The organism is Nocardia sp. NBC_00416 (assembly GCF_036032445.1).
Classification (GTDB): Bacteria; Actinomycetota; Actinomycetes; order Mycobacteriales; family Mycobacteriaceae; genus Nocardia.
In genome coordinates this window covers 3,326,197-3,346,350 of record NZ_CP107932.1, presented here as the reverse complement: position 1 = coordinate 3,346,350, position 20,154 = coordinate 3,326,197, and the positions used below count along the sequence as shown (strand labels likewise).

Below are 20,154 nucleotides of genomic sequence, written 5' to 3'. Positions count from 1 at the left end.
TCGGCGGGCTCGCGACGGCCGGCAGCAGCCACAGCGACCGTGACCGGGCCTACCTGGGCCGCACTCGATCCGGTGCGCGATAATCGGCGCGTGGTTCCGATCATCTGTCGCGAGGTGGCCAGTGACACGAAGTAATCGTGCCGGCGTCGGCGCGGCGCGAGTCAGCAGTTGGCCGCCGCGTGCGGTGATGCGTAAGGCCGCGGGCCTGCGAACGCTCGATTCCGCGTTGATACGTAGCGGTCTGGGGCCGGTCGCGGGTGTCGACGAGGCCGGTCGGGGGCCGAGCGCCGGGCCGCTGGTCGTCGCCGCGTGCGTGCTGGCGCCCAAGGCGTCCACCGCGCTCGCCGGGCTCGACGACTCCAAGAAACTGACCGAGGCGGCCCGGGAGTCGCTGTTCCCGGTGATCAAACGGCTGGCGCTGGCCTGGAAGGTGGTGGTGATTCCCGCCGCGGAGATCGACGCCATCGGCATCCATGTCGCCAATATCGAGGGCATGCGCCGTGCGGTCGCGGGTCTGGAGTGCGCACCGGGCTATGTGCTCACCGACGGCTTCCGGGTACCGGGACTTCCCGTGCCGTCACTGCCGGTGATCGGTGGTGACGCGACGGCGGCCTGTATAGCGGCGGCCAGCGTGCTGGCCAAGGTCACCCGGGACCGGATGATGGTCGAACTCGATCAGCGTCGGCCGGGCTACGGGTTCGCCGAACACAAGGGCTACAACACCACCCGGCATCTGGAAGCGCTGCGGCAGCTCGGACCGTGCCCGGAACATCGCCGATCGTGGCGCACGGTCCGGGAATGCGGCACTCCGGTGTCCGAGGTGGAAGAGTCGCTCGCGGAAGTACCGGTCGGCACCGGCGGCGCGGCCTGACCGGGCCCACGACGTGATCCGGACCGGTCACCGGCTCGCCGCGCCGGTGCGCGGTACAGCCCACGGTGACACACCCGGGCAGGATGAGCGATGATGTCAACAGACGCAAGGCGGCGAGAAGGAGGACGTTCCACCCGATGAGTGCCGAGGACCTCGAGAAATACGAAACCGAGATGGAGCTCTCGCTGTACCGGGAGTACAAGGACATCGTCGGTCAGTTCTCGTACGTGGTGGAAACCGAACGCCGCTTCTATCTGGCCAACTCGGTAGAGCTGCGACCGCAGAACGCCGACGGCGAGGTGTACTTCGAAGTACGGATGAGCGACGCGTGGGTGTGGGATATGTACCGGCCCGCGCGCTTCGTGAAACACGTCCGGGTGATCACCTTCAAGGACGTCAACATCGAAGAGCTGGAGAAGCCGGACCTGCGCCTGCCCGAATGAGCCGTCGCACCGGGTAGTGCGCGACCAGGCTGATCCCGGCGCGGGGGGAATCGTCCACAGGTCCCGAGTTGTCCACAGGGCGGTTGTTTCCGCAGTTCGGAACCATCGACCCCGCATACGCGGGCCCGATGCTGGACGGGTGGGACACAACACTGCGCTCGGCGCACAAGGGGAGGACCTGGCGGCGCGCTATCTGCAGGCCGCCGGGATGGAAATCGTCTGCCGGAACTGGCGCTGCCGGTACGGCGAACTGGATCTGGTGGTTCGCGACGCGGAAGTGACCGCGTTCGTCGAGGTGAAAACCAGATCGGGCCTCGGCTACGGGATACCGGCCGAAGCCGTCACCTACCAGAAGCGGCAGCGTATCCGCCGCCTGGCGCTGCTCTGGCTCACCGAACAGGACGGTCCCTGGCGGCGGATACGCTTCGACGTGGTATCCGTGCTCGTCTCGCGTACCGGCGAACCGGTGATCGACCATCTTCAGGCGGTGTTCTGATGCCGCTCGGACGTGCCTGTTCGATCGCGGTGCGCGGTATCGACGGTCAGGTCGTGGAAATCGAGGCCGATATCGGGCAGGGGCTCCCGTCGGTGCATCTGGTGGGTCTGCCGGACGCCTCGCTACAGGAATCCCGGGACCGGGTCCGGGCGGCCGTCGCCAATACCGGCGAGAAATGGCCGGACGGTCGCGTGATCCTCGCGCTGTCCCCGGCCACGCTGCCCAAGGTCGGATCCGTCTACGACCTCGCACTGGCCGTGGCGGTCCTGGATGCCGCCGATATCGTGCCCTCGGCGCGCCTGGCCGGCACGGTCCTGCTGGGTGAACTGGCCCTGGACGGTCGGTTGCGGCGAGTCCGGGGAATCCTGCCCGCGGTGCTCGCGGCACGACGAGCGGGCCGGAAAACGGTGGTGGTGCCCGAGGAAGCCCTGCCGGAAGCGGGTCTGGTGGCCGGTATCCGGGTATTGGGGGCGCCCACCCTGCGCGCCACACTCGACTGGCTGCGCGGTGAGGCGGAACTGGTCGAATTCGCAGGGTTCCCCCCGACGCGGCACATTTCGGTGAGCGGGGATCTGCGGGATGTCGCCGGGCAGCACGAGGCTCGATGGGCGCTGGAGGTCGCGGCCGCGGGTGGGCACCACCTGCTGCTGACCGGAGCGCCCGGAATAGGGAAAACCATGCTCGCGCAGCGGCTGCCCGGAGTGCTGCCCCCGCTCGCGGACAACGAGGCGCTGGAGGTCACCGCCATCCATTCGGTGGCCGGCACGCTCTCCGACGACCAGCCATTGATCACGACGCCGCCGTTCGTCGCACCGCACCATTCGACGTCGGTGAGCGCGATGGTCGGAGGCGGATCGGGGTCGGCGCGGCCCGGGGCGGTGAGTCGCGCGCATCGCGGAGTGCTGTTCCTCGACGAATGTGCCGAAATCGGCGCGAAAGTGCTCGAGGCGATGCGGACTCCGCTGGAGGAGGGCGAGGTTCGGATCGCGCGTCGCGACGGGGTCGCCCGGTATCCGGCCCGCTTCCAGCTCGTTCTCGCCGCGAATCCCTGCCCCTGCGCTCCGGCCCGCGATGTGGACTGCATCTGTGCCCCGCTGGCCAGGCGCCGATACCTGGGCAAACTGTCCGGCCCGCTGATGGATCGGATCGATATCTGGTTGCAGATGCACCCGATGTCGGGCGCCGGGCTGACGTCGGAGGTGGCGGAGGACAGCGCGACCGTCCGCGGCCGGGTGACGGCCGCGCGAGCCGCGGCCGCCGCCCGCTGGCGCGAGAACGGCTGGGTGACCAACGCCGAGGTGCCCGGGTATGCGCTCCGCAGGCGATTCCCGCTGCCGCGGGAGACCACGGCCCCGGTGGAAGCCGCGCTGCGGCTGGGCCGGATCTCGGCGCGGGGCGCCGATCGCGCGCTGCGGGTCGCCTGGACGGTCTGCGATCTGCGCGGCGGCGCGGAACCCAGCGCGCAGGATGTGATGCAGGCGCTCGATTTCCGGCAGCGGAGTCCTCGGTGAATCCCGGCGGTATCGGATCGCCGGTGGCGCAGGGGGCCGCCGGCGAGAGCGAGGAGCGGCAGCTCGCCTGGGCCTACCTGTCCCGAGTGGTGCTGGGGCCGTGTCCGGCGCTCACCGCCCTGATCGATTCCGTCGGCGTGCGGGAGGCGGCGCGGGCGGTGCGCGAACGGTCGCTGCCCCCGATTCTGCGCGCCGCGACCGAGCGTCGCCGCGAACTCGATCTGGCCGCGCGGGACCTGGAGACCATCCGTGCCCTCGGTGGCCGCCTCGTGACCCCGGACTGCGCCGAATGGCCGGCCTGGCGGATGCTGGGGCTCGCCCAGCTGACGCCGGGCCGCGACCCCGATGGCGCGGTGCCGCTGGTGTTCTGGGTCCGCGGCGACCGGAATCTGGCCGAACTCACCGAGCGGTCGCTCGCGGTGGTCGGCGCCCGGTGCAGCACCGGATACGGCGACCGGGTGGCCGGGGCGGTGGCCGGCGATCTGGCGGTCCACGGCTGGACCGTCGTCTCCGGTGCGGCATTCGGCATCGACGGGATGGCGCACCGGGCGGCGCTCGCGGTCGGCGGGGCCACCATCGCGGTCTTGGCCTGCGGCCCCGACCGGCCGTACCCGGCGCAGCACGATCGTCTCCTCGCCCGGATCGCCGAGACCGGTCTGGTGGTCAGCGAGTACCCGCCCGGGACGGACGCGCGCAAGCATCACTTCCTGGCCAGGAATCGGCTGATCGCGGCCCTCTCCGACGGGGTATTGGTGATCGAGGCCGGGATGCGCAGCGGTGCTCGCAACACAGTGAAGTGGGCGCGCCGGATCGGCCGACCGGCATTGGCGGTGCCGGGGTCGGTGGATTCGGCCGCCTCGGCCGGCTGCCACCGGATGATCCGTGACGGTGAAGCCGTTCTGGTCACCTGCGCGCAGGAGGTCATCGCCGAAACCACACCCCTGCACCTGCCGCTGATCGCGGGAGCCGACGTGCCGGGTGCGCGGGAACTTCGTGACGAAGAGACCCGGGTGCTGGCCGTCCTTCCCGATACCGGAGGGAGGTGGCCGCACGAGATCTGCGCCGCGACCGGCTTGTCGCCGGCGGAGGTGCGCGCGGCCCTTGTAGCGCTGGACCTGGCGGGGCGCGCCGCGAGCGGTGGCGGCGGCTGGCGTCGGCTGGAAACGAGCCGCGAACGTCACGGGTGAGGAGGCTGCCCGCCGCGGCGAAGATGCTGGAGGGCTACGCCGCCCTCGGGTCCGCGAACGCGGCCGGTACCCGCCCGGCCTCCTTCGGCTGGAATGCCGCTGCCTGCTGGTTCGCACGGGAAAGCGACGGACCGAATGATTATCGGCGCGTGGGCTTGCGGTGCCGGTGCCGGGGGACAACGGTGAAGCGGTGTACGAGTTACCCGAGGACTTGGAAGCGCTGCTGACCGAATACGGCAGATATCTGCGACTCGGTCGCAACCGGTCGGCGCATACGGTCCGCGCGTACCTCGGCGATACCCGCTCATTACTCGCGCACTGGGTCGGCCATGCCGCCGACGCCTCGATCCGAGAACTGGATCTGACCACCATGCGCTCGTGGCTCGCGTCGAACGCCGAGCGCGGCGCGGCCCGCACCAGCACGGCACGGCGGGCCTCGGCGGCGCGGGCGTTCACCGCGTGGCTCACCCGGACAGGCCGGTTGACCGTGGACCCCGGCCTGCGCTTGGCCGCTCCCAGAGCGCATCGCAGCCTGCCCGCCGTACTCGGGCAGGAGCAGGCCGGCCGGGTGATGGCCGCCGCGGAGTCCGGCGCCGCCCAGCACGATCCGATGGCGCTGCGAGATCGGCTGATCATCGAACTGCTCTATGCCACCGGAATCCGGGTCAGCGAACTGTGCGGACTCGATATCGACGACGTCGACCGGGAGCGTCGGCTTGTACGGGTCCTGGGCAAGGGCAACCGGGAGCGGTCCGCGCCGTTCGGCGTCCCCGCCGACCATGCGGTCGGTGAGTGGCTGCGCTACGGCCGACCGACCCTGGCCACCCCCGACTCCGGCCGCGCCCTGCTGCTGGGCCGCCGCGGCCGCCGGCTCGATCAACGCCAAGCCCGGACGGTGGTGCACGCGGTGGTGTCCGCTGTCCCGGGTACCGCGGATATGGGCCCGCACGGCCTCCGGCACACCGCGGCCACCCATCTCCTCGAGGGTGGCGCGGACCTGCGGGTGGTGCAGGAACTGCTGGGACATGCCAGCCTCGCGACCACCCAGCTCTACACCCACGTCTCCGTCGAGCGACTGAGGAAAGCCCATGATCAGGCGCATCCCAGAGCTTGAGACGCGGCGTGGAGCCGGGCCCGGGCCGCCTCGGAGACCGCACCGCACCGTGTTCCGCTCCGTGTGGAAAGCGACGAGGCACTGCAGCCGGTGATCGTGGCATGGCAGCGGGCGCGCGATCCGGTCGGCACGGACTCGCTCTCGCACCGGGTCGCGGGATGGCCTCGCCCTCCGTGCTCGCGGGGACACAGTCCGACCGTCGCCACCGTGCCGGGTCTCGGTATCGGTGTCCGTGGCATGCCGAACCGAGTTGAGCGAGCGGTGGTCGTTCCTGGCCCGACCACAGTTTTCGATGGTCGTCTGCGGATCCGGGCGCGGGTCGGGATACGCGATCCGGCGGGAGCCTTCCTGCGCAGGGTTGCTCTCGAGGCGCTCGATTCGCGTAGCGGGCCGCACGTATCGGCGCAGCCGTAGGGTCGGCCGATCCGCACCGGCCGACTCGATGACCAGGGTCGGTGACCGATGCGGCGGGCACGGCGTTGCCGAGTCCGTAAAACGGAGGCGCGCCGAGCAGGGCGGGGGCACGAGTGGATCGGTGGTCGGGCGGTCGTATCGTGGTGTTCACGCTGTTCAGCGGATTCGTCCAGGGTGGCCGGTGCATCGGGAGGTAAGCGTGCAGACCAGGACCAGCGCGATGGCCGGATGAGTCCGGCGCCCGAGGATCCTTCGGAGCCGATCGGCGGCACAGCCCGGACGGATGAGCCGACGCCGATCGACTACCGGTTCACGCTCGCCAACGAACGCACCTTCCTGTCCTGGATTCGTACCGCGCTCGGGTTGCTGGCCGGTGGAGTGGCGGTGCATGCCGTGGTGCAGGAGCAGTGGAATACGGATTTCCGGACTGCGCTGGCCGTCAGCTGTCTGCTGCTGTCGTTGGTGGTCGCCGCGGGTGCGTACTGGCATTGGCGGCGTATCCGCGCGGCGATGGATCAGGGCCGGCCGCTGCCCGGCACCGTGCTCGTTCCGGTGCTGTCCGCCGGGACCGCGTTCGTGGCGATTCTCGCCTGCGTCGCCGTGCTGCTGCACTGAAGGCGCCGTGACCGACACCACCGAGATGAGACTGGCCGCGGAACGGACGGCGTTGTCCTGGCGGCGCACCTGCCTGGGGTGCGTTGCCATCGCCCTGTTGCTGCTTCGTACCGTGATGGAAGAAGGCTGGGATGCGGCCGCTCTGATTCCAGGTGTCGCGTGTCTGGTGCTGCTGACGGTGGCTGCGCTGGGATACCGCCGCAATCTCCTGCTGCACCGCGGCGCGGTCGGTTCGGCGACCACCACCATCCGCTGCGTGACGGCTGCCGTGGTGCTCACGGCCCTCGTCACCACCGGATACGTGGTGGCGCGGCCCGGACCGCCGGGTGCGGAATCTCGGTGGACAGCTCCGGAAACCGGCGTCTATGTTGCGGCCATGCCGACCGGAAAGCCCGAAATGGACGACGTGTCGCCCGTCCGAGACCGGCTCCGCGCCGCACTCACCACCGCGATGAAGGCCCGCGACCGGCAGACGACCGCGCTGCTCCGCGCGACGCTGGCAGCTGTCGACAACGCCGAAGCCGTCGGTATCGGTGCGCAACGCGCCGGGGCCGTCGAGGCCGCGTCGATCGGGCCGGGTTCCGCCGAGGTGCCGCGCAGGGAACTCGGCGAGGCCGAGATCATCGAGATCGTGCGCTCCGAGATCGCCGACCGGTTGTCCGCCGCCGGTGCGTACGAGGCCGCGGGCCGTTCCGATCGAGCCGGCACCCTGCACGCCGAGGCCGCGATCCTCGCGACCTTCGTCTGATCGCGATCCGGCAGCCGCTTCCGCGGTTCGTTCGGTCCGCTTACCGGGGCGTACCTGCTGCTACCGGTTTCAGCCTGATCGGTGTCATTCGCAGCAGGCCCAGCGGGTCGAGATATTCGCGTCCCGCATGGGCGGTCGTCTCACGGCGCAGACCCCAGTGCAGGCAGGCCGGGGCGGCGCATCCGGCGTGGCCGGTGCTCAGTTCGCCGATCTCGGTGTCCCGGGAAACCCGGCTGCCGACCCGGACCGTCGCCACCACCGGTTCATAGGTGGTTCGGAGCCCCCCTTCGTGGACGATCGCCACCACCGGCTTGCCGGCGACTGTTCCCGCGAAGACGACCGTCCCCGGCCCGGCAGCGTAGACGGGCTGTCCCGGTGTGCCGGTGAGGTCGACGCCGCGATGTCCCGGCAGCCAATCCTGTGCGGGCGGATCGAACGGTCGCCCGACGGCGGGACGTGGTCGCAGCGGCCAGCCGAACCGGTCGTGCGGGGCGGCGATCGCGGATGCGGGCGCGATGAGGGCGGCCGCCGCAAGGACCGCGACCACCGCCGTGCGCACCGCTCCGGGCGGGTTCTGCCGAAACGCATGCGTACGGCATTCGCGCTGAGCGGCCCGGCCTGCCGGGCCGCTCTGGTCGTATCCGAGCCGGGCGGATCCCCTCCGCCCGCCCGGCCCGGGAGCAGGCATCAGGAAGCACGGCCCGGGCACCCGCACGGCGGCACCGGCCGCGGTGCGAGCCGGATGAGCTCGCGGACCAGATCGCGCACCAGCGGGATCAGCCCGCACGCGGTCGCCGATCCGGTGCTTCCAGAATTCGATCCGGCGCCGCAGCCGCGTGCCCGGCTCGAACCGGCCGGGGGCCGCTCGGCCACGGCCGTCGATGAGTCCGTCGCGGGACTGTCGAGCGTTATCGGTCCGCGGGATACGGCCCGGGCGTGCCGGCCCGCGGTGGTTTCGGATCGGCCGGATCGGCTTGCCCTGAGCGCGGATCGAGCAGATGGTGCAGGGGTTCGCGACCCGCTCGGCGCGGCCCCCGCCGGACGCTGTGCGCTGTTGTTCCCGGTAGCCCGGGCGGTCTGCAGGGCGATGTCCACAGCGATGGCGGACGGCCCAGTGGATACCGGCTCTGCTCCGGCCCTCGGCCGTGCGTGGATCGGGTCGCCGGGAGCGTCATGTCCGGCAGCCCGGCCGACGCCCGTGATCACGGTGGGCTCGCCGGTGTACGCGGCGGCCGTGGTGCCCGGGCCGAGGGGAAAGGCGATGAACACGGTGGTCAGTGCGGTACCGATCAGCATCTCCAGCCGACGATGGGCAACCGGGGCCTGTCGGCGTCCGGGTCGTAGCCGGTAGGCCCGGGCATGGTCGCACCGCCGGTGCTCGTCCAGGTGCGGCCGCCGGATCGGGTTCCGGGCGGGCGAGCGCCGGAGGGGTCGTTCGGGCGCGTGCCGTGCCGGCTCCGTCCCGGGTAGCGGTGTCGAGCCGGGACGGACGGTGGGAAACCGGGTGACCCGCGCAGGCCCCGGACGTTGTGTCCAACGCGCGGCATCGTGGTCGCTTGCCACCGGACCGGTATGGATGCCGCCCCGGGACGCCGCCGCCCGGTGGGTCATCCGGCGGTCGTATCGCCGAGCGCGGCGCCGAATATCGCTCGGGCCCGGGTCGCCCGAGGCCGCTTCCGGGCCCGGATGTGCGGCCGGTTCCACCGGAGTGGCCGCCCGCGCCGCTCGGTGTCGGCCCGTTGCCCGGTCCTCCGTTGCCGGGCCGGTGCCCGCGGATCCGGTGCCGGCGGTCGAGGGGCTCGCCGCCCGGGCTCCTGCCGCCTCGGGCCGGTGTCGCGCGACGGGGCACTGCCGGGTGCCACGGCCCTGATTCGTGCCCCGACGTTGCCGCGGCGGGTGTTCGCCGGTTTTCTCGGGCCAAGTGGGCCGAGGTCGTGTGCGGTGATCGCATCGCGGTCCCGCCGATCTGTCCCGGGTGGCGATATGGGGCCAGCTGCGGGGTGCCGGCGGGAGGACCGGTGGTGGCGGCGTGCTCGGATCGGTCCCGGTGCGGGGGGTGTCGCAGGTCATGGACTCAGCCTGCCTGCGCCGTCGTCGGACCGGAACCCGCGATTCCGGTGGCTGTGGATAACCGGACCTCTGTGAACAACCGGTGTTTCATCCGGCCCGCCGGAAGCGGTGTCGAGGGGTGATCCGACCGGGCGATTTCCAGTTCACGCAGCACACGCCGTAAACTGGCCGGGCGGTCCGTGTTCGCACCGACCGACTTCGCGCACCACCGTGCTTGTTCATCACGGCGCTGGTCCCATCGAGCTCCTGCGGAGCCGACGATCATCAGCGCATTCCGGAACAGGGGACGTCTCGGCTGGTCTCGATCCCAGGATCGGGTCCGAGCGTTCTGTGGTGCCAGGGCAGCAGGCCGCCGGCCCGCTGCGTCAACCGGCAACGAAAGAGAGATACGAGAGCCATGGCTGTCGTAACAATGAAGCAGCTGCTCGACAGCGGCGCGCATTTCGGGCACCAGACCCGTCGCTGGAACCCGAAGATGAAGCGGTTCATCTTCACCGACCGCAACGGCATCTACATCATCGATCTGCAGCAGACGCTGACCTACATCGACAAGGCCTACGAATTCGTCAAGGAGACCGTCGCCCACGGCGGTACGGTCCTGTTCGTCGGCACCAAGAAGCAGGCCCAGGAGTCCATCGCGGCCGAGGCCACCCGGGTCGGTATGCCGTATGTGAACCAGCGCTGGCTGGGTGGCATGCTCACCAACTTCTCCACCGTGCACAAGCGCCTGCAGCGCCTCAAGGAACTCGAGGCCATGGAGCAGACCGGTGGTTTCGAGGGTCGCACCAAGAAGGAAATCCTCATGCTCACGCGTGAGATGAACAAACTGGACCGCACCCTCGGTGGTATCCGGGATATGCAGAAGGTGCCTTCGGCCATCTGGGTCGTCGACACCAACAAGGAGCACATCGCCGTCGGCGAGGCGCGCAAGCTGAACATCCCGGTCATCGCGATCCTGGACACCAACTGCGATCCCGACCTGGTCGACTACCCGATTCCGGGCAACGACGACGCGATCCGCTCCGCCGCGCTGCTCACCAAGGTCGTGGCGTCCGCGGTCGCCGAGGGCGTGCAGGCCCGGGCCGGCCGCTCCGGCGGCGACGACAAGCCCGAGGCCGGCGCTGCGGAGCCGCTGCCGGAGTGGGAGCAGGAGCTGCTCGCACAGGCCGCGCCGAGCACCGAGGCTCCGGCAGAGGCTCCGGCCGAGGCAGCTGCAGAGGCTCCGGCCGAGGCCCCCGTCGAGGTTCCGGCGGAGACCCCGGCCGAGGCCTGAGTCGTCACCTCGCGTTCGGCGGGCGCGCACCGTGCAGTGCCATGGTGAGCGCCGCTGAGCGGAACTTTTCCACAGTGGTGGTCACGGCTCCCCGAGCCGTGACCACCACTGCCCGGTATCAGACTTTCTCGAAGGAGGCTCGCCCCCGATGGCGAACTACACCGCCGCTGACGTGAAGCGGCTGCGGGAGCTCACCGGCTCCGGAATGATGGACTGTAAGAACGCGCTGGTCGAGACCGAAGGCGATTTCGACAAGGCTGTGGAGCTGCTTCGCATCAAGGGCGCCAAGGATGTCGGCAAGCGGGCCGAGCGCACGACCGCGGAGGGCCTGGTCATCGCCAAGGACGGCGTGATGGTCGAGATCAACTCCGAAACCGACTTCGTCGCCAAGAACGCGGAGTTCCAGGCGCTGGCCGATAAGATCGCCGCCGCCGCCGCGGCCGCGAAACCGGCCGATGTGGACGCGCTCAAGGTGGTGGCCCTCGACGGTCAGACCGTCGACGAGGCGCTGCAGGCGCTGGCCGCCAAGATCGGCGAGAAGCTGGAACTGCGTCGTGTCGTCTCCCTCGACGGCCCGGTCGCGACCTACCTGCACAAGCGGGCGTCGGATCTGCCGCCGGCCGTCGGTGTGCTGGTCGAGTACACCGGTTCCGGTGACGCCGCCGCCGAGGCCGCCCGGGCCACCGCCATGCAGGTTGCCGCGCTCAAAGCGAAGTATGTCACCCGTGACGAGGTTCCCGCCGATATCGTCGAGAACGAGCGTCGTATCGCCGAGCAGACCGCTCGCGAGGAGGGCAAGCCGGAGGCCGCGCTCCCGAAGATCACCGAGGGCCGGGTCAACGGGTTCTTCAAGGACGTCGTCCTGCTGGAGCAGCCGTCGGTCACCGACAACAAGAAGACCGTGAAGGCGCTGCTGGACGAAGCCGGTGTCACCGTCACCAAGTTCGCCCGCTTCGAGGTCGGACAGGCCTGATCGGATTTTCACGAAAGCCCCCGTCGTCTCTGCCGCGACGGGGGTTTCGTTCTGAGATCGGCGTCCGAGCCGGTCCCGGAGCGGCCCCCTCGTCCCCGGGCGCCCGGGCGAGTAGGGCAGGATAGAGGCCGCTTTCTTTTCGCACGGTCCGTCGTGGAACTTCGCGCGCGGGCCCGGCCGGCGGAGGCAGCGGGTGACGCCGTTCGCGGCGGTCACCGTGCGCCCGCCGCCACCTCGAGTACGACCACCGTGAACACCGATCGCCGAAGGAGACGCCAGCCGATGACGCACCCGGGGACCGACCGCCCAGGATATCGCCGGGTACTGCTGAAGCTCGGCGGTGAGATGTTCGGCGGTGGCACGGTGGGCCTGGATCCCGATGTGGTGGAGACCGTGGCGGAGCAGATCGCCGAGGTGGTGGCCACCGGCGTGCAGGTCTCCGTGGTGATCGGCGGCGGGAACTTCTTCCGCGGCGCCGAACTCGAGGAGCGCGGTATGGAACGGGCCCGCTCCGATTACATGGGCATGCTCGGGACGGTCATGAACAGCCTCGCACTGCAGGATTTCCTGCAGAAGCAGGGCGTCGACACCCGGGTGCAGACCGCGATCACCATGGGGCAGGTGGCCGAACCCTATCTGCCGTTGCGGGCCAAGCGGCATCTGGAGAAGGGGCGTGTGGTGATCTTCGGCGCCGGGATGGGCATGCCGTACTTCTCGACCGACACCACCGCCGCGCAGCGGGCGCTCGAGATCGGCGCCGAAGTGGTGCTGATGGCCAAGGCCGTCGACGGTGTCTTCAACGCTGATCCGCGACTGGACCCCGACGCCACCATGTACCAGGAGATCACGCACAAAGAAGTGATCGAACGCGATCTGAAGGTCGCCGACGCGACGGCGTTCAGTTTGTGCATGGACAACCAGATGCCGATGCTGGTGTTCAATTTGTTGACCAAGGGCAATATCGCCCGGGCTGTGGCCGGTGAGAAGATCGGCACATTGGTTCGATCCTGATACCGCGGGCCCGCGGGTCATGACGATGACGACGCAGTGGAGGAAACGGTCGTGATTGAAGAAGCGCTCTTCGACGCCGAGGAGAAGATGGAGAAGGCCGTCTCGGTGGCGAAGGACGATCTCGGCAGAATCCGTACCGGGCGCGCGAATCCGGGGATGTTCTCCCGGGTCGTGGTCGACTACTACGGATCGCCGACCCCGATCACCCAGATGTCGAGTATCACCGTGCCGGAACCGCGGATGGTGGTGGTCAAGCCGTACGAGCAGGCGCAGCTGGGACCGATCGAGACCGCGATCCGCAACTCCGACCTGGGCGTGAACCCGACCAACAACGGCGACATCCTGCGGATCAGTATCCCGCAGCTCACCGAGGAGCGGCGCCGCGAACTGGTCAAACAGTCCAAGCAGAAGGGCGAGGACGCCAAAGTCGCCGTTCGCAACGTGCGCCGCAAGGCCATGGAGGAGCTGGGGCGTATCCAGAAGGACGGCGAAGCCGGCGAGGACGAGGTCGGGCGGGCCGAGAAGGAACTCGACAAGACCACCGCCAGATACGTCACCCAGATAGACGAACTGGTGAAGCACAAGGAATCCGAGCTGCTCGAGGTCTGATAGGTGGCCGGGCGAGGAAACCGCCGATTCGGCGGTGGTACCTTGCCAGGCGCGTCAGGTCTCGCGAACGCGCAGGATCGTCCGAGAGCGGCACGAGCGGTAGGTGGCGCGCGGAGCGCGGTGTCCGATATTTACTGACACCGGACCGGCAGTTCACCCGGCCCCCTGGTCGGCGAACTGCCGCACAATGGGTACAGCGGAGCGAGCTACGCCCGCTTCGGGTGGGAACGAACGGAACGACGACGAGTTGAGCGACGGGACAATCGTGGCCGAGAAAGCCGCCGCGACCGGTGCGGCCCGACCGCAGCCGCCGGCCGAGGGCATATCCGAACCGACACCGGCATCGACCGGCGCGCCCGAGGGCGCCGCGCCGCGGCGTTCCCGCGCCGGGCGGAACTTACCCGCGGCCCTGGCGGTCGGCCTGGCCCTCGGGGTGTCGCTGATCGCGATCCTGCTGTTCGTGCCCAAGGTGTTCATCGGCGTGGCCGGTGTGGCGGTGGGCATCGCCACCTGGGAGGTCGCCAAACGGCTGCGCGAGGCGGATGTCCTGGTACCCCGGACACCGCTGATCGTCGGCGGTCAGGCGGTGTTCTGGCTGGGCTGGCCGTTCGGGCCGGGCGGTGTGGCCGGTTCGTTCGCGGCGACGGCGCTGGTCTGCATGGTGTGGCGGCTGTTCGATCACGGCCTGCGTACTGCCCCGCGCAATTTCCTGCGCGATACCGCCATCGCTGTCTTCACGCTGGCGTGGATTCCGCTGCTGGCCTCGTTCGCGGTGCTGTTGCTGCTGGAGGATCCGGACGGCAACCTGCGGGTGCTGACCTTCATGATCCTGGTGGTGTGCTCCGATGTCGGCGGCTACGTCGCCGGGGTACTGTTCGGCCGCCATCCGATGGTGCCCTCGATCAGCCCGAAGAAGTCCTGGGAGGGCTTCTGCGGATCGCTGTTGTTCGCGATCATCGGCGGTCTGCTGACCGTCACCCTGCTGCTCGACGCCAATTCGATGATCGGTGTGGTCCTGGGTATCGGCCTGGTGGTCGTGGCGACCCTGGGCGATCTGATCGAATCGCAGATCAAACGCGAGTTGGGGATCAAGGATATGGGCACCATGCTGCCCGGCCACGGCGGGATCATGGACCGGCTCGATTCCATGCTGCCCTCGGCCTTCGTGTCCTGGCTGGTGCTCAGCACCCTGATCTGAGCCGAGCCCGGTGCGGTGAGCCGGTTCAGTCCCGGTGGACCGCGCGGCGCAGTTGGACGATCCGGACACCGCCTACCAGCGCCATCACCAGGGCTCCGGCGATCACCGACAGCAGGATCGTCACGCCCAACGGCAACGAGAACTTCCAGAACAGCATCTCGACCTCGGTGCTCTCGGAGTTCTGCAAGATGAAGATCAGCAGGATGATCCCGAGCAGCGCCGCCACGATCAGCGCGATCCATGTGTTGCCTACGCGGGACTTCCCGATTTCCTTGCGCCGACCGCGCCTGCCCGCTGGTTTGCGGCCGGGGGAGTCGGGGGCGGGTTCATTTCCGGCGGGCTCGCCCGGTACGCCCGGGGGAGGGCTGTTCTTCGGCAGTGCGCCCGTTTCGGGTGTTCGGTCATCGGAGGTCGCCATATGTCGATGATTGCCGACAGCTATCGGCTCCGCACGGATTTCCGGCCCGCCGGTCGGTCTCGATCCAGATGATGTATCCAGTGGTGGACGGCTCGGCACAGGTCACATTCGCCGAGATGCCACACTGGTAGCACTATGACCGTCTCCTTGCCCCTGGTTTTCGACGCTCCACGCCGTGGTATGCCGCCGCGCCATCTGGCCGACCTCGATGCCGACGGCCGTCGTGCCGCGATGGCCGAACTCGGACTGCCGAAATTCCGGGCCGACCAGATCGCCCGCCAGTACTACGCCAGGCTGCAGGCCGATCCGGCGGAGATGACCGATCTGCCCGCCGCGGTGCGGGAGAAGGTGGCCGAGTCGCTGTTCCCGCCGCTGCTCACCGCGCTGCGGCAGGTGGTCTGCGACAGCGGTGAGACGCGCAAGACGCTGTGGCGCGCCGGTGACGGCACCCTGCTGGAAAGCGTCCTCATGCGCTATCCCGACCGGGCCACCCTGTGCATCTCCAGCCAGGCCGGCTGCGGCATGGCCTGCCCGTTCTGCGCCACCGGACAGGGCGGCCTGAACCGCAATCTCTCCACCGCCGAGATAGTCGACCAGGTACGTGCCGCCGCCGCCGACCTCCGCGACGGGGCGGTATCCGGTGGACCCGGACGACTGTCGAATATCGTCTTCATGGGCATGGGGGAGCCGCTGGCGAACTACAAGCGGGTGGTGAACGCGGTCCGTCGTATCACCGCGCCTGCTCCGGACGGTCTCGGCATCTCCCAGCGCAACGTCGTGGTGTCCACCGTCGGCTTGGCACCGGCGATCCGCAAACTCGCCGACGAGGATCTCTCGGTGACGCTCGCGGTATCTCTGCACACCCCGGACGACGAACTGCGCGACACCCTGGTCCCGGTGAACAACCGCTGGCCGGTGGCCGAGGTCCTCGACGCCGCGCGGTACTACGCCGATAAATCCGGTCGCCGGGTGTCCATCGAATACGCGTTGATCCGCGATATCAACGATCAGCCGTGGCGGGCGGACATGCTGGGGGCGAAACTGCACAAGGCCCTCGGTGCCCGTGTGCACGTGAACGTGATTCCGCTCAACCCCACTCCGGGCAGTGAATGGGATGCCAGCCCGAAACCGGTCGAACGGGAGTTCGTCCGCCGGGTCGAGGCGCAGGGGGTGCCGTGCACGGTCCGCGATACCCGCGGCCAGGAGATCGCTGCGGCCTGTGGCCAGTTGGCGGCCGAGGGCTGAGCTGTACCTGTGGGCTCGTATCCGCACAGATGGATGTGGTGTGAGGAGAACGTCGTATGGCCGATCAGGTTGTCGCGATCGTCGGAGCCGGAATCGTGGGCCTGGCCATCGGCCGGGAGCTTGCCCACCGGCGCCCCGGAGACCGAATCGTGGTGCTGGAGAAGGAAGATCACGTCGCGGCACATCAGACCGGTCACAACTCTGGAGTGGTGCACGCCGGGATCTACTATCAGCCGGGAAGTCTGAAGGCCGTGCTGTGCGCACGGGGTCGGTCGTTGCTGCGGGACTACTGCACCGAGCGCGGGCTGCCCTACGAAGAATGCGGCAAACTCGTGGTCGCGGTGGACGACGAGGAAATACCGCGATTGAACGCGCTGGAGGCACGCGCGGGTGATAACGCCGTTCCGGAGCTGCGCAGGGTGAACCGGTCGGAGATCCGGGATATCGAGCCGTTCGCGGAGGGAATCGCCGCCCTGTATTCGCCGCGCACCGCCATCACCGATTTCCGCCGGGTGGCCGAGTCCTATGCCGCGGATCTGGTGGCGGCCGGTGGCGAGGTGTGGTTGTCGCGCAGCGTCGACGGGATCACGCGGACCGCGTCGGGGATCGAGGTCGTGATGGGCCAGGAGGTGCTGCGCGCGGACCGCGTGATCGTCTGTGCCGGACTGCACGCCGATACCGTCGCCGGTCTGGCGGGAGCCGAACCCGGTCCACGAATCGTCCCGTTCCGCGGCGAGTACATGAATGTGGTCGCCGCGAAAGCGGATATGGTGCGCGGCCTGGTGTATCCGGTGCCTGATCCGCGATACCCGTTCCTGGGCGTGCATTTCACGCGTCGTGTCTCCGGGGCGGTGGAAGTGGGGCCGAACGCGGTGCTGGCCTTCGCGCGGGAAGGCTATCGGCGCTCCCATCTCTCGGCGCGCGACTTCGCGGATACGCTGCGCTGGCCCGGGTTCCGGCGGATGGCGCGGCAGCACTGGCGCACCGGGGTCGAGGAGATATACGGCTCGCTGTCCGCGACGGCGTACATGCGCAAGGCGCAGCGCTACATTCCGGCGATCGGCGCCGCGGATGTGGTGCGCGGGGGCAGCGGCGTGCGGGCGCAGGCCCTCGACGCCGACGGCACTCTCGTGGACGATTTCCGGATCGACCGGCTCGGCGCGGTGACCGCCGTCCGCAACGCACCGTCGCCCGCGGCGACCTCCTCGCTCGCGATCGCCGAATACGTGGTCGATGTCATCGAGGACAAGGACACCACGGCCCGCTGACCAGCCGGGTGAGGAAGTGCGGGCTTATCCGCAGGGTGTTCGGTCTGCGCCGAGCAGGTACTCCGGATGGTCCAGGTTTTCGATCCGTCGGTCATGTCGGTCGATACTCGAATGGACGATTCGGCGCGACGGATTCCGGTCGCCGGTCAGGGAAAGAGCTCGATCGGATTCATGATGTCGGCCGCGAGGGTGAGCAGCATGTACGCGCCGCCGACGACCACCGCGACGTAGGTGAGTGGGAGCAGTTTCAGGTAGTCCACCGGGGCGCCCGGGGCCAGACCCTTCCAGCCGCGGATGGTGTTGCGGATCTTCTCGTACAGGACCACCGCGATATGGCCACCGTCCAGCGGTAGCAGCGGCAGGATGTTGAACGCGCCGAGGAAGAAGTTCAGGCTGGCCAAGACCAGGATGAACATATTCCAGTAGCCCCGTTCGGCGGTCTCGCCGCCGATCTTGCTGGCGCCGTACACGCTGACCGGGGTGTCCTGATCGCGCTCGCCCCCGGTCACCGCGTCCCACAGTGAGGCCACCTTCGCCGGCATCTGGGCCAGCGACTGGAAGGTTCGCACGAACATCTCGCCGGTGAACTCCGCCGAGGCGGGAATCGCGGCGAGTACGCCGTACTGGGTCGGTTCGTAGAACTCCTGGCCGACGCCGACGACGCTCACTTCGCGCCCGGGACCGCCGTCGCGGGGGTAACGCATCGTCCGCTCCGGGACGACCTCGACGTCCATCGTCTGCCCGTTGCGTTCGATGGTGTAGGTGAACGGGCCGTTCTGCTGCTGGGTCGAGGTCTGGAACTCGTCCCAGGTGTCGACTTCCTCGCCGTTGACTGCGGTCACCACATCGCCCCGCTGCAGGCCGGCGCGTTGCGCCGGGCCCTGACCGGTGCAGGGGCCGGTGGTGCGGTCGGGGTTCTGCGGTGCGATGCAGCTCATCGCGCCGAGCGTCGTCTCCGGCGGCTGGTTCAGGCTCGGCAGGCCCCACCCGACAGCCAGGACGGCGATCAGCAGGAAACCCAGCAGGAAGTTCATCGCGATCCCGCCGGACATCACCACCAGGCGTTTCCAGGCGGGCTGCCGATACATGGCGCGCTCGACCTCTTCGGGTTCGAGTTCATCGAGGGCGGTCATTCCGGCGATATCGCAGAAGCCGCCGAGCGGCAGCCATTTCACGCCGTACTCGGTTTCCCCGCGGCGGAACGAGAACATCTTGGGACCGAACCCGATGAAGTACCGGCGCACCTTCATCCCGGTGGCCTGGGCGGTCCACATATGCCCGCATTCGTGGAGCGCGATCGAAATCGTGATGCCGAGGGCGAACAGCACGAACCCCAACACGAACAGCATGTGGTCTACAGCCCTCCTGCGGTGCGCAGATCATTACTCCCGGCCCGCACGGAGACCGGAGCGGCCGCGAGCACGTGTCCACAGTAACCGCCCGCGTGCCGTGCCTCGACTATCCGCGACATGGATTACCGATGTACGAGGTTACGGGCACGGTCGCGCGCCCAAGCGTCGGCCGCGAGCACCTCGGCGAGTTCGCTGGGTTCGGCGCGCCACTGGTCGGCGTCGCGTACCGCCTGCGCCACCGTGCGCACGATCTCGGTGAAGCGGATCCGGCCGTCCAGGAAGGCCTGTACCGCGACCTCGTTGGCCGCGTTGTACACGGCGGTGACGCAGCCGCCCGCGACACCCGCCTCCCGGGCGAGTTCCACAGCGGGGAACACCGCATCGTCCACGGGCTCGAAGGTCCAGGTGGCGGCGGTGCCGAAATCGCACGCGGCGGCGGCTCCGGGGACCCGGTCCGGCCAGCCCAGCGCCAGCGCGATGGGCAATTTCATATCGGGCGGACTCGCCTGGGCCAGGGTGGAGCCGTCGGTGAAGGTCACCATGGAATGCACGATGGACTGCGGGTGCACGGTGACCTCGATGCGGTCGTAGGGGATGCCGAACAGCAGATGGGTCTCGATCAACTCGAGGCCCTTGTTCACCAGGGACGCCGAGTTCAGGGTGTTCATCGGCCCCATGGACCAGGTCGGATGTGTTTTCGCCTCGGCCGGGTTCACCCCGTCCAGCATCTCGGTGGTCCAGCCGCGGAACGGGCCGCCGGACGCGGTGAGAACGAGTTTGCCGACCTCCTCGGCCCGGCCGCCGCGCAGGCATTGCGCCAGCGCCGAATGCTCCGAATCGACCGGTACGAGCTGCCCCGGTCGTGCCGCGCGGGTGACCAGCGATCCGCCGGCCACCAGCGACTCCTTGTTCGCCAGCGCCAGGGTGGCTCCCGTTTCCAGGGCCGCCAGCGTCGGTTCCAGGCCCAGCGAGCCGACGAGTGCGTTGAGCACGACGTCGGCTTCGGTGCGACGGACCAATTCGGTCACCGCGCCGGCTCCCGTGAACGGCACGCCCAGTGCGGCCCCCGCGACCGGATCGGCGACGGCGACCCGGGTGGTGCCGGTGGCGGCCATCTGCGCGGCGAGCAGTTCGGTGTTCCCGCCGCCCGCGGCCAGGCCGACGACCTCGAATCTGTCCGGATTGGCAGCGATCACCTCGAGCGCCTGAGTGCCGATGGACCCGGTGCTGCCGAGTAGGAGGACTCTGCGGAGATCTGACACCCGCCCATTGTCGCCGACCGCGCCCCTGCTGGCTACGACGGGCGGTCGTATGCCACGATATCGGGCAGTATCCGTT

19 protein-coding genes are annotated in these 20,154 nt (G+C 69.2%); 15 read left to right on the top strand and 4 right to left on the bottom strand.

Features of this window, described 5'->3' with window-relative positions; translation table 11 throughout:
- Positions 1-121 precede the first annotated feature (121 nt).
- The 8 genes from OG804_RS14060 to OG804_RS14025 all read left to right on the top strand — a co-directional run bounded on the left by OG804_RS14060 (position 122) and on the right by OG804_RS14025 (position 7,399).
- On the top strand, positions 122-871 hold the full coding sequence (locus OG804_RS14060; protein ID WP_328397614.1) for a ribonuclease HII: 750 nt from the start codon (positions 122-124) through the stop codon (positions 869-871).
- Positions 872-1,008: 137 nt separating this feature from the next.
- Positions 1,009-1,314 (top strand): DUF2469 domain-containing protein, encoded by a 306-nt coding sequence (locus tag OG804_RS14055; RefSeq protein WP_011210678.1) that lies wholly within the window; start codon positions 1,009-1,011, stop codon positions 1,312-1,314.
- Positions 1,315-1,453: 139 nt separating this feature from the next.
- Positions 1,454-1,810, top strand: coding sequence for a YraN family protein (locus OG804_RS14050; protein ID WP_328397612.1), 357 nt, complete (start codon positions 1,454-1,456; stop codon positions 1,808-1,810).
- A complete protein-coding gene (locus OG804_RS14045) occupies positions 1,810-3,321 on the top strand; it encodes a YifB family Mg chelatase-like AAA ATPase (protein WP_328397610.1) in 1,512 nt (503 codons plus the stop codon). The genes OG804_RS14050 and OG804_RS14045 overlap by 1 nt, the downstream gene beginning before the upstream one ends.
- Positions 3,318-4,508 (top strand): DNA-processing protein DprA, encoded by a 1,191-nt coding sequence (gene dprA / locus OG804_RS14040; protein WP_328397608.1) that lies wholly within the window; start codon positions 3,318-3,320, stop codon positions 4,506-4,508. Before OG804_RS14045 ends, dprA begins: the two co-directional genes overlap by 4 nt.
- 190 nt (positions 4,509-4,698) lie before the next feature.
- The gene (locus tag OG804_RS14035) at positions 4,699-5,622 is read left to right on the top strand and encodes a tyrosine recombinase XerC (protein WP_328397606.1); all 924 of its coding nucleotides are present in this window, start codon (positions 4,699-4,701) and stop codon (positions 5,620-5,622) included.
- A gap of 642 nt (positions 5,623-6,264) precedes the next feature.
- Positions 6,265-6,651, top strand: coding sequence for a YidH family protein (locus OG804_RS14030; protein ID WP_328397604.1), 387 nt, complete (start codon positions 6,265-6,267; stop codon positions 6,649-6,651).
- Between the two features lie 7 nt (positions 6,652-6,658).
- Entirely contained in the window at positions 6,659-7,399 is a 741-nt protein-coding gene (locus OG804_RS14025; protein ID WP_328397602.1) for a GatB/YqeY domain-containing protein, read from the top strand.
- Positions 7,400-7,439: 40 nt separating this feature from the next.
- Here OG804_RS14025 and OG804_RS14020 read toward each other — a convergent pair whose 3' ends face one another.
- On the bottom strand, positions 7,440-7,958 hold the full coding sequence (locus OG804_RS14020; RefSeq protein ID WP_328397600.1) for a M23 family metallopeptidase: 519 nt from the start codon (positions 7,956-7,958) through the stop codon (positions 7,440-7,442).
- 1,908 nt (positions 7,959-9,866) lie between these two features.
- Here OG804_RS14020 and rpsB point away from each other — a divergent pair.
- The 5 genes from rpsB to OG804_RS13995 all read left to right on the top strand — a co-directional run bounded on the left by rpsB (position 9,867) and on the right by OG804_RS13995 (position 14,533).
- Positions 9,867-10,742 (top strand): 30S ribosomal protein S2, encoded by an 876-nt coding sequence (rpsB, locus tag OG804_RS14015; RefSeq protein WP_328397598.1) that lies wholly within the window; start codon positions 9,867-9,869, stop codon positions 10,740-10,742.
- A 148-nt stretch (positions 10,743-10,890) separates the two neighbouring features.
- Positions 10,891-11,715, top strand: a complete 825-nt coding sequence (tsf, locus tag OG804_RS14010; RefSeq protein WP_328397596.1) for a translation elongation factor Ts — start codon at positions 10,891-10,893, stop codon at positions 11,713-11,715.
- A gap of 282 nt (positions 11,716-11,997) precedes the next feature.
- Complete coding sequence (gene pyrH / locus OG804_RS14005; RefSeq protein ID WP_328397595.1) at positions 11,998-12,726, top strand: UMP kinase; 729 nt, start codon at positions 11,998-12,000, stop codon at positions 12,724-12,726.
- Between the two features lie 51 nt (positions 12,727-12,777).
- Positions 12,778-13,335: a ribosome recycling factor gene (gene frr / locus OG804_RS14000; protein WP_328397594.1), complete on the top strand. Its 558-nt coding sequence runs from the start codon at positions 12,778-12,780 to the stop codon at positions 13,333-13,335.
- A 247-nt stretch (positions 13,336-13,582) separates the two neighbouring features.
- Positions 13,583-14,533, top strand: coding sequence for a phosphatidate cytidylyltransferase (locus OG804_RS13995; protein ID WP_442941825.1), 951 nt, complete (start codon positions 13,583-13,585; stop codon positions 14,531-14,533).
- A gap of 25 nt (positions 14,534-14,558) precedes the next feature.
- Here the strand turns inward: OG804_RS13995 and OG804_RS13990 are convergent, their stop codons facing one another.
- Positions 14,559-14,951, bottom strand: a complete 393-nt coding sequence (locus OG804_RS13990) for a LapA family protein (protein ID WP_328397593.1) — start codon at positions 14,949-14,951, stop codon at positions 14,559-14,561.
- 135 nt (positions 14,952-15,086) lie between these two features.
- Between OG804_RS13990 and rlmN the strand changes: the two genes are divergently transcribed.
- Both rlmN and lhgO read left to right on the top strand, forming a co-directional pair.
- Entirely contained in the window at positions 15,087-16,196 is a 1,110-nt protein-coding gene (gene rlmN, locus OG804_RS13985; protein WP_328397592.1) for a 23S rRNA (adenine(2503)-C(2))-methyltransferase RlmN, read from the top strand.
- Positions 16,197-16,252: 56 nt separating this feature from the next.
- Positions 16,253-17,464, top strand: a complete 1,212-nt coding sequence (gene lhgO / locus OG804_RS13980) for an L-2-hydroxyglutarate oxidase (protein WP_328397591.1) — start codon at positions 16,253-16,255, stop codon at positions 17,462-17,464.
- A 146-nt stretch (positions 17,465-17,610) separates the two neighbouring features.
- Here the strand turns inward: lhgO and OG804_RS13975 are convergent, their stop codons facing one another.
- Positions 17,611-18,813 carry a M50 family metallopeptidase gene (locus tag OG804_RS13975; protein WP_328397590.1) on the bottom strand — a complete coding sequence of 401 codons (1,203 nt, stop codon included), beginning with the start codon at positions 18,811-18,813 and terminating at the stop codon, positions 17,611-17,613.
- Positions 18,814-18,938: 125 nt separating this feature from the next.
- A complete protein-coding gene (gene dxr / locus OG804_RS13970) occupies positions 18,939-20,078 on the bottom strand; it encodes a 1-deoxy-D-xylulose-5-phosphate reductoisomerase (protein WP_328397589.1) in 1,140 nt (379 codons plus the stop codon).
- Between the last annotated feature and the right edge of the window lie 76 nt (positions 20,079-20,154).

Excerpts from the sequence above, each read along its gene's own strand:
- OG804_RS14055 (WP_011210678.1), top strand. The coding sequence starts at position 1,009 with ATGAGTGCCGAGGACCTCGAGAAATACGAAACCGAGATGGAGCTCTCG.
- OG804_RS14045 (WP_328397610.1), top strand. The coding sequence starts at position 1,810 with ATGCCGCTCGGACGTGCCTGTTCGATCGCGGTGCGCGGTATCGACGGT.
- OG804_RS14030 (WP_328397604.1), top strand. The coding sequence starts at position 6,265 with ATGAGTCCGGCGCCCGAGGATCCTTCGGAGCCGATCGGCGGCACAGCC.
- rpsB (WP_328397598.1), top strand. The coding sequence starts at position 9,867 with ATGGCTGTCGTAACAATGAAGCAGCTGCTCGACAGCGGCGCGCATTTC.
- tsf (WP_328397596.1), top strand. The coding sequence starts at position 10,891 with ATGGCGAACTACACCGCCGCTGACGTGAAGCGGCTGCGGGAGCTCACC.
- pyrH (WP_328397595.1), top strand. The coding sequence starts at position 11,998 with ATGACGCACCCGGGGACCGACCGCCCAGGATATCGCCGGGTACTGCTG.
- OG804_RS13990 (WP_328397593.1), bottom strand. The coding sequence starts at position 14,951 with ATGGCGACCTCCGATGACCGAACACCCGAAACGGGCGCACTGCCGAAG.
- rlmN (WP_328397592.1), top strand. The coding sequence starts at position 15,087 with ATGACCGTCTCCTTGCCCCTGGTTTTCGACGCTCCACGCCGTGGTATG.
- lhgO (WP_328397591.1), top strand. The coding sequence starts at position 16,253 with ATGGCCGATCAGGTTGTCGCGATCGTCGGAGCCGGAATCGTGGGCCTG.
- OG804_RS13975 (WP_328397590.1), bottom strand. The coding sequence starts at position 18,813 with ATGCTGTTCGTGTTGGGGTTCGTGCTGTTCGCCCTCGGCATCACGATT.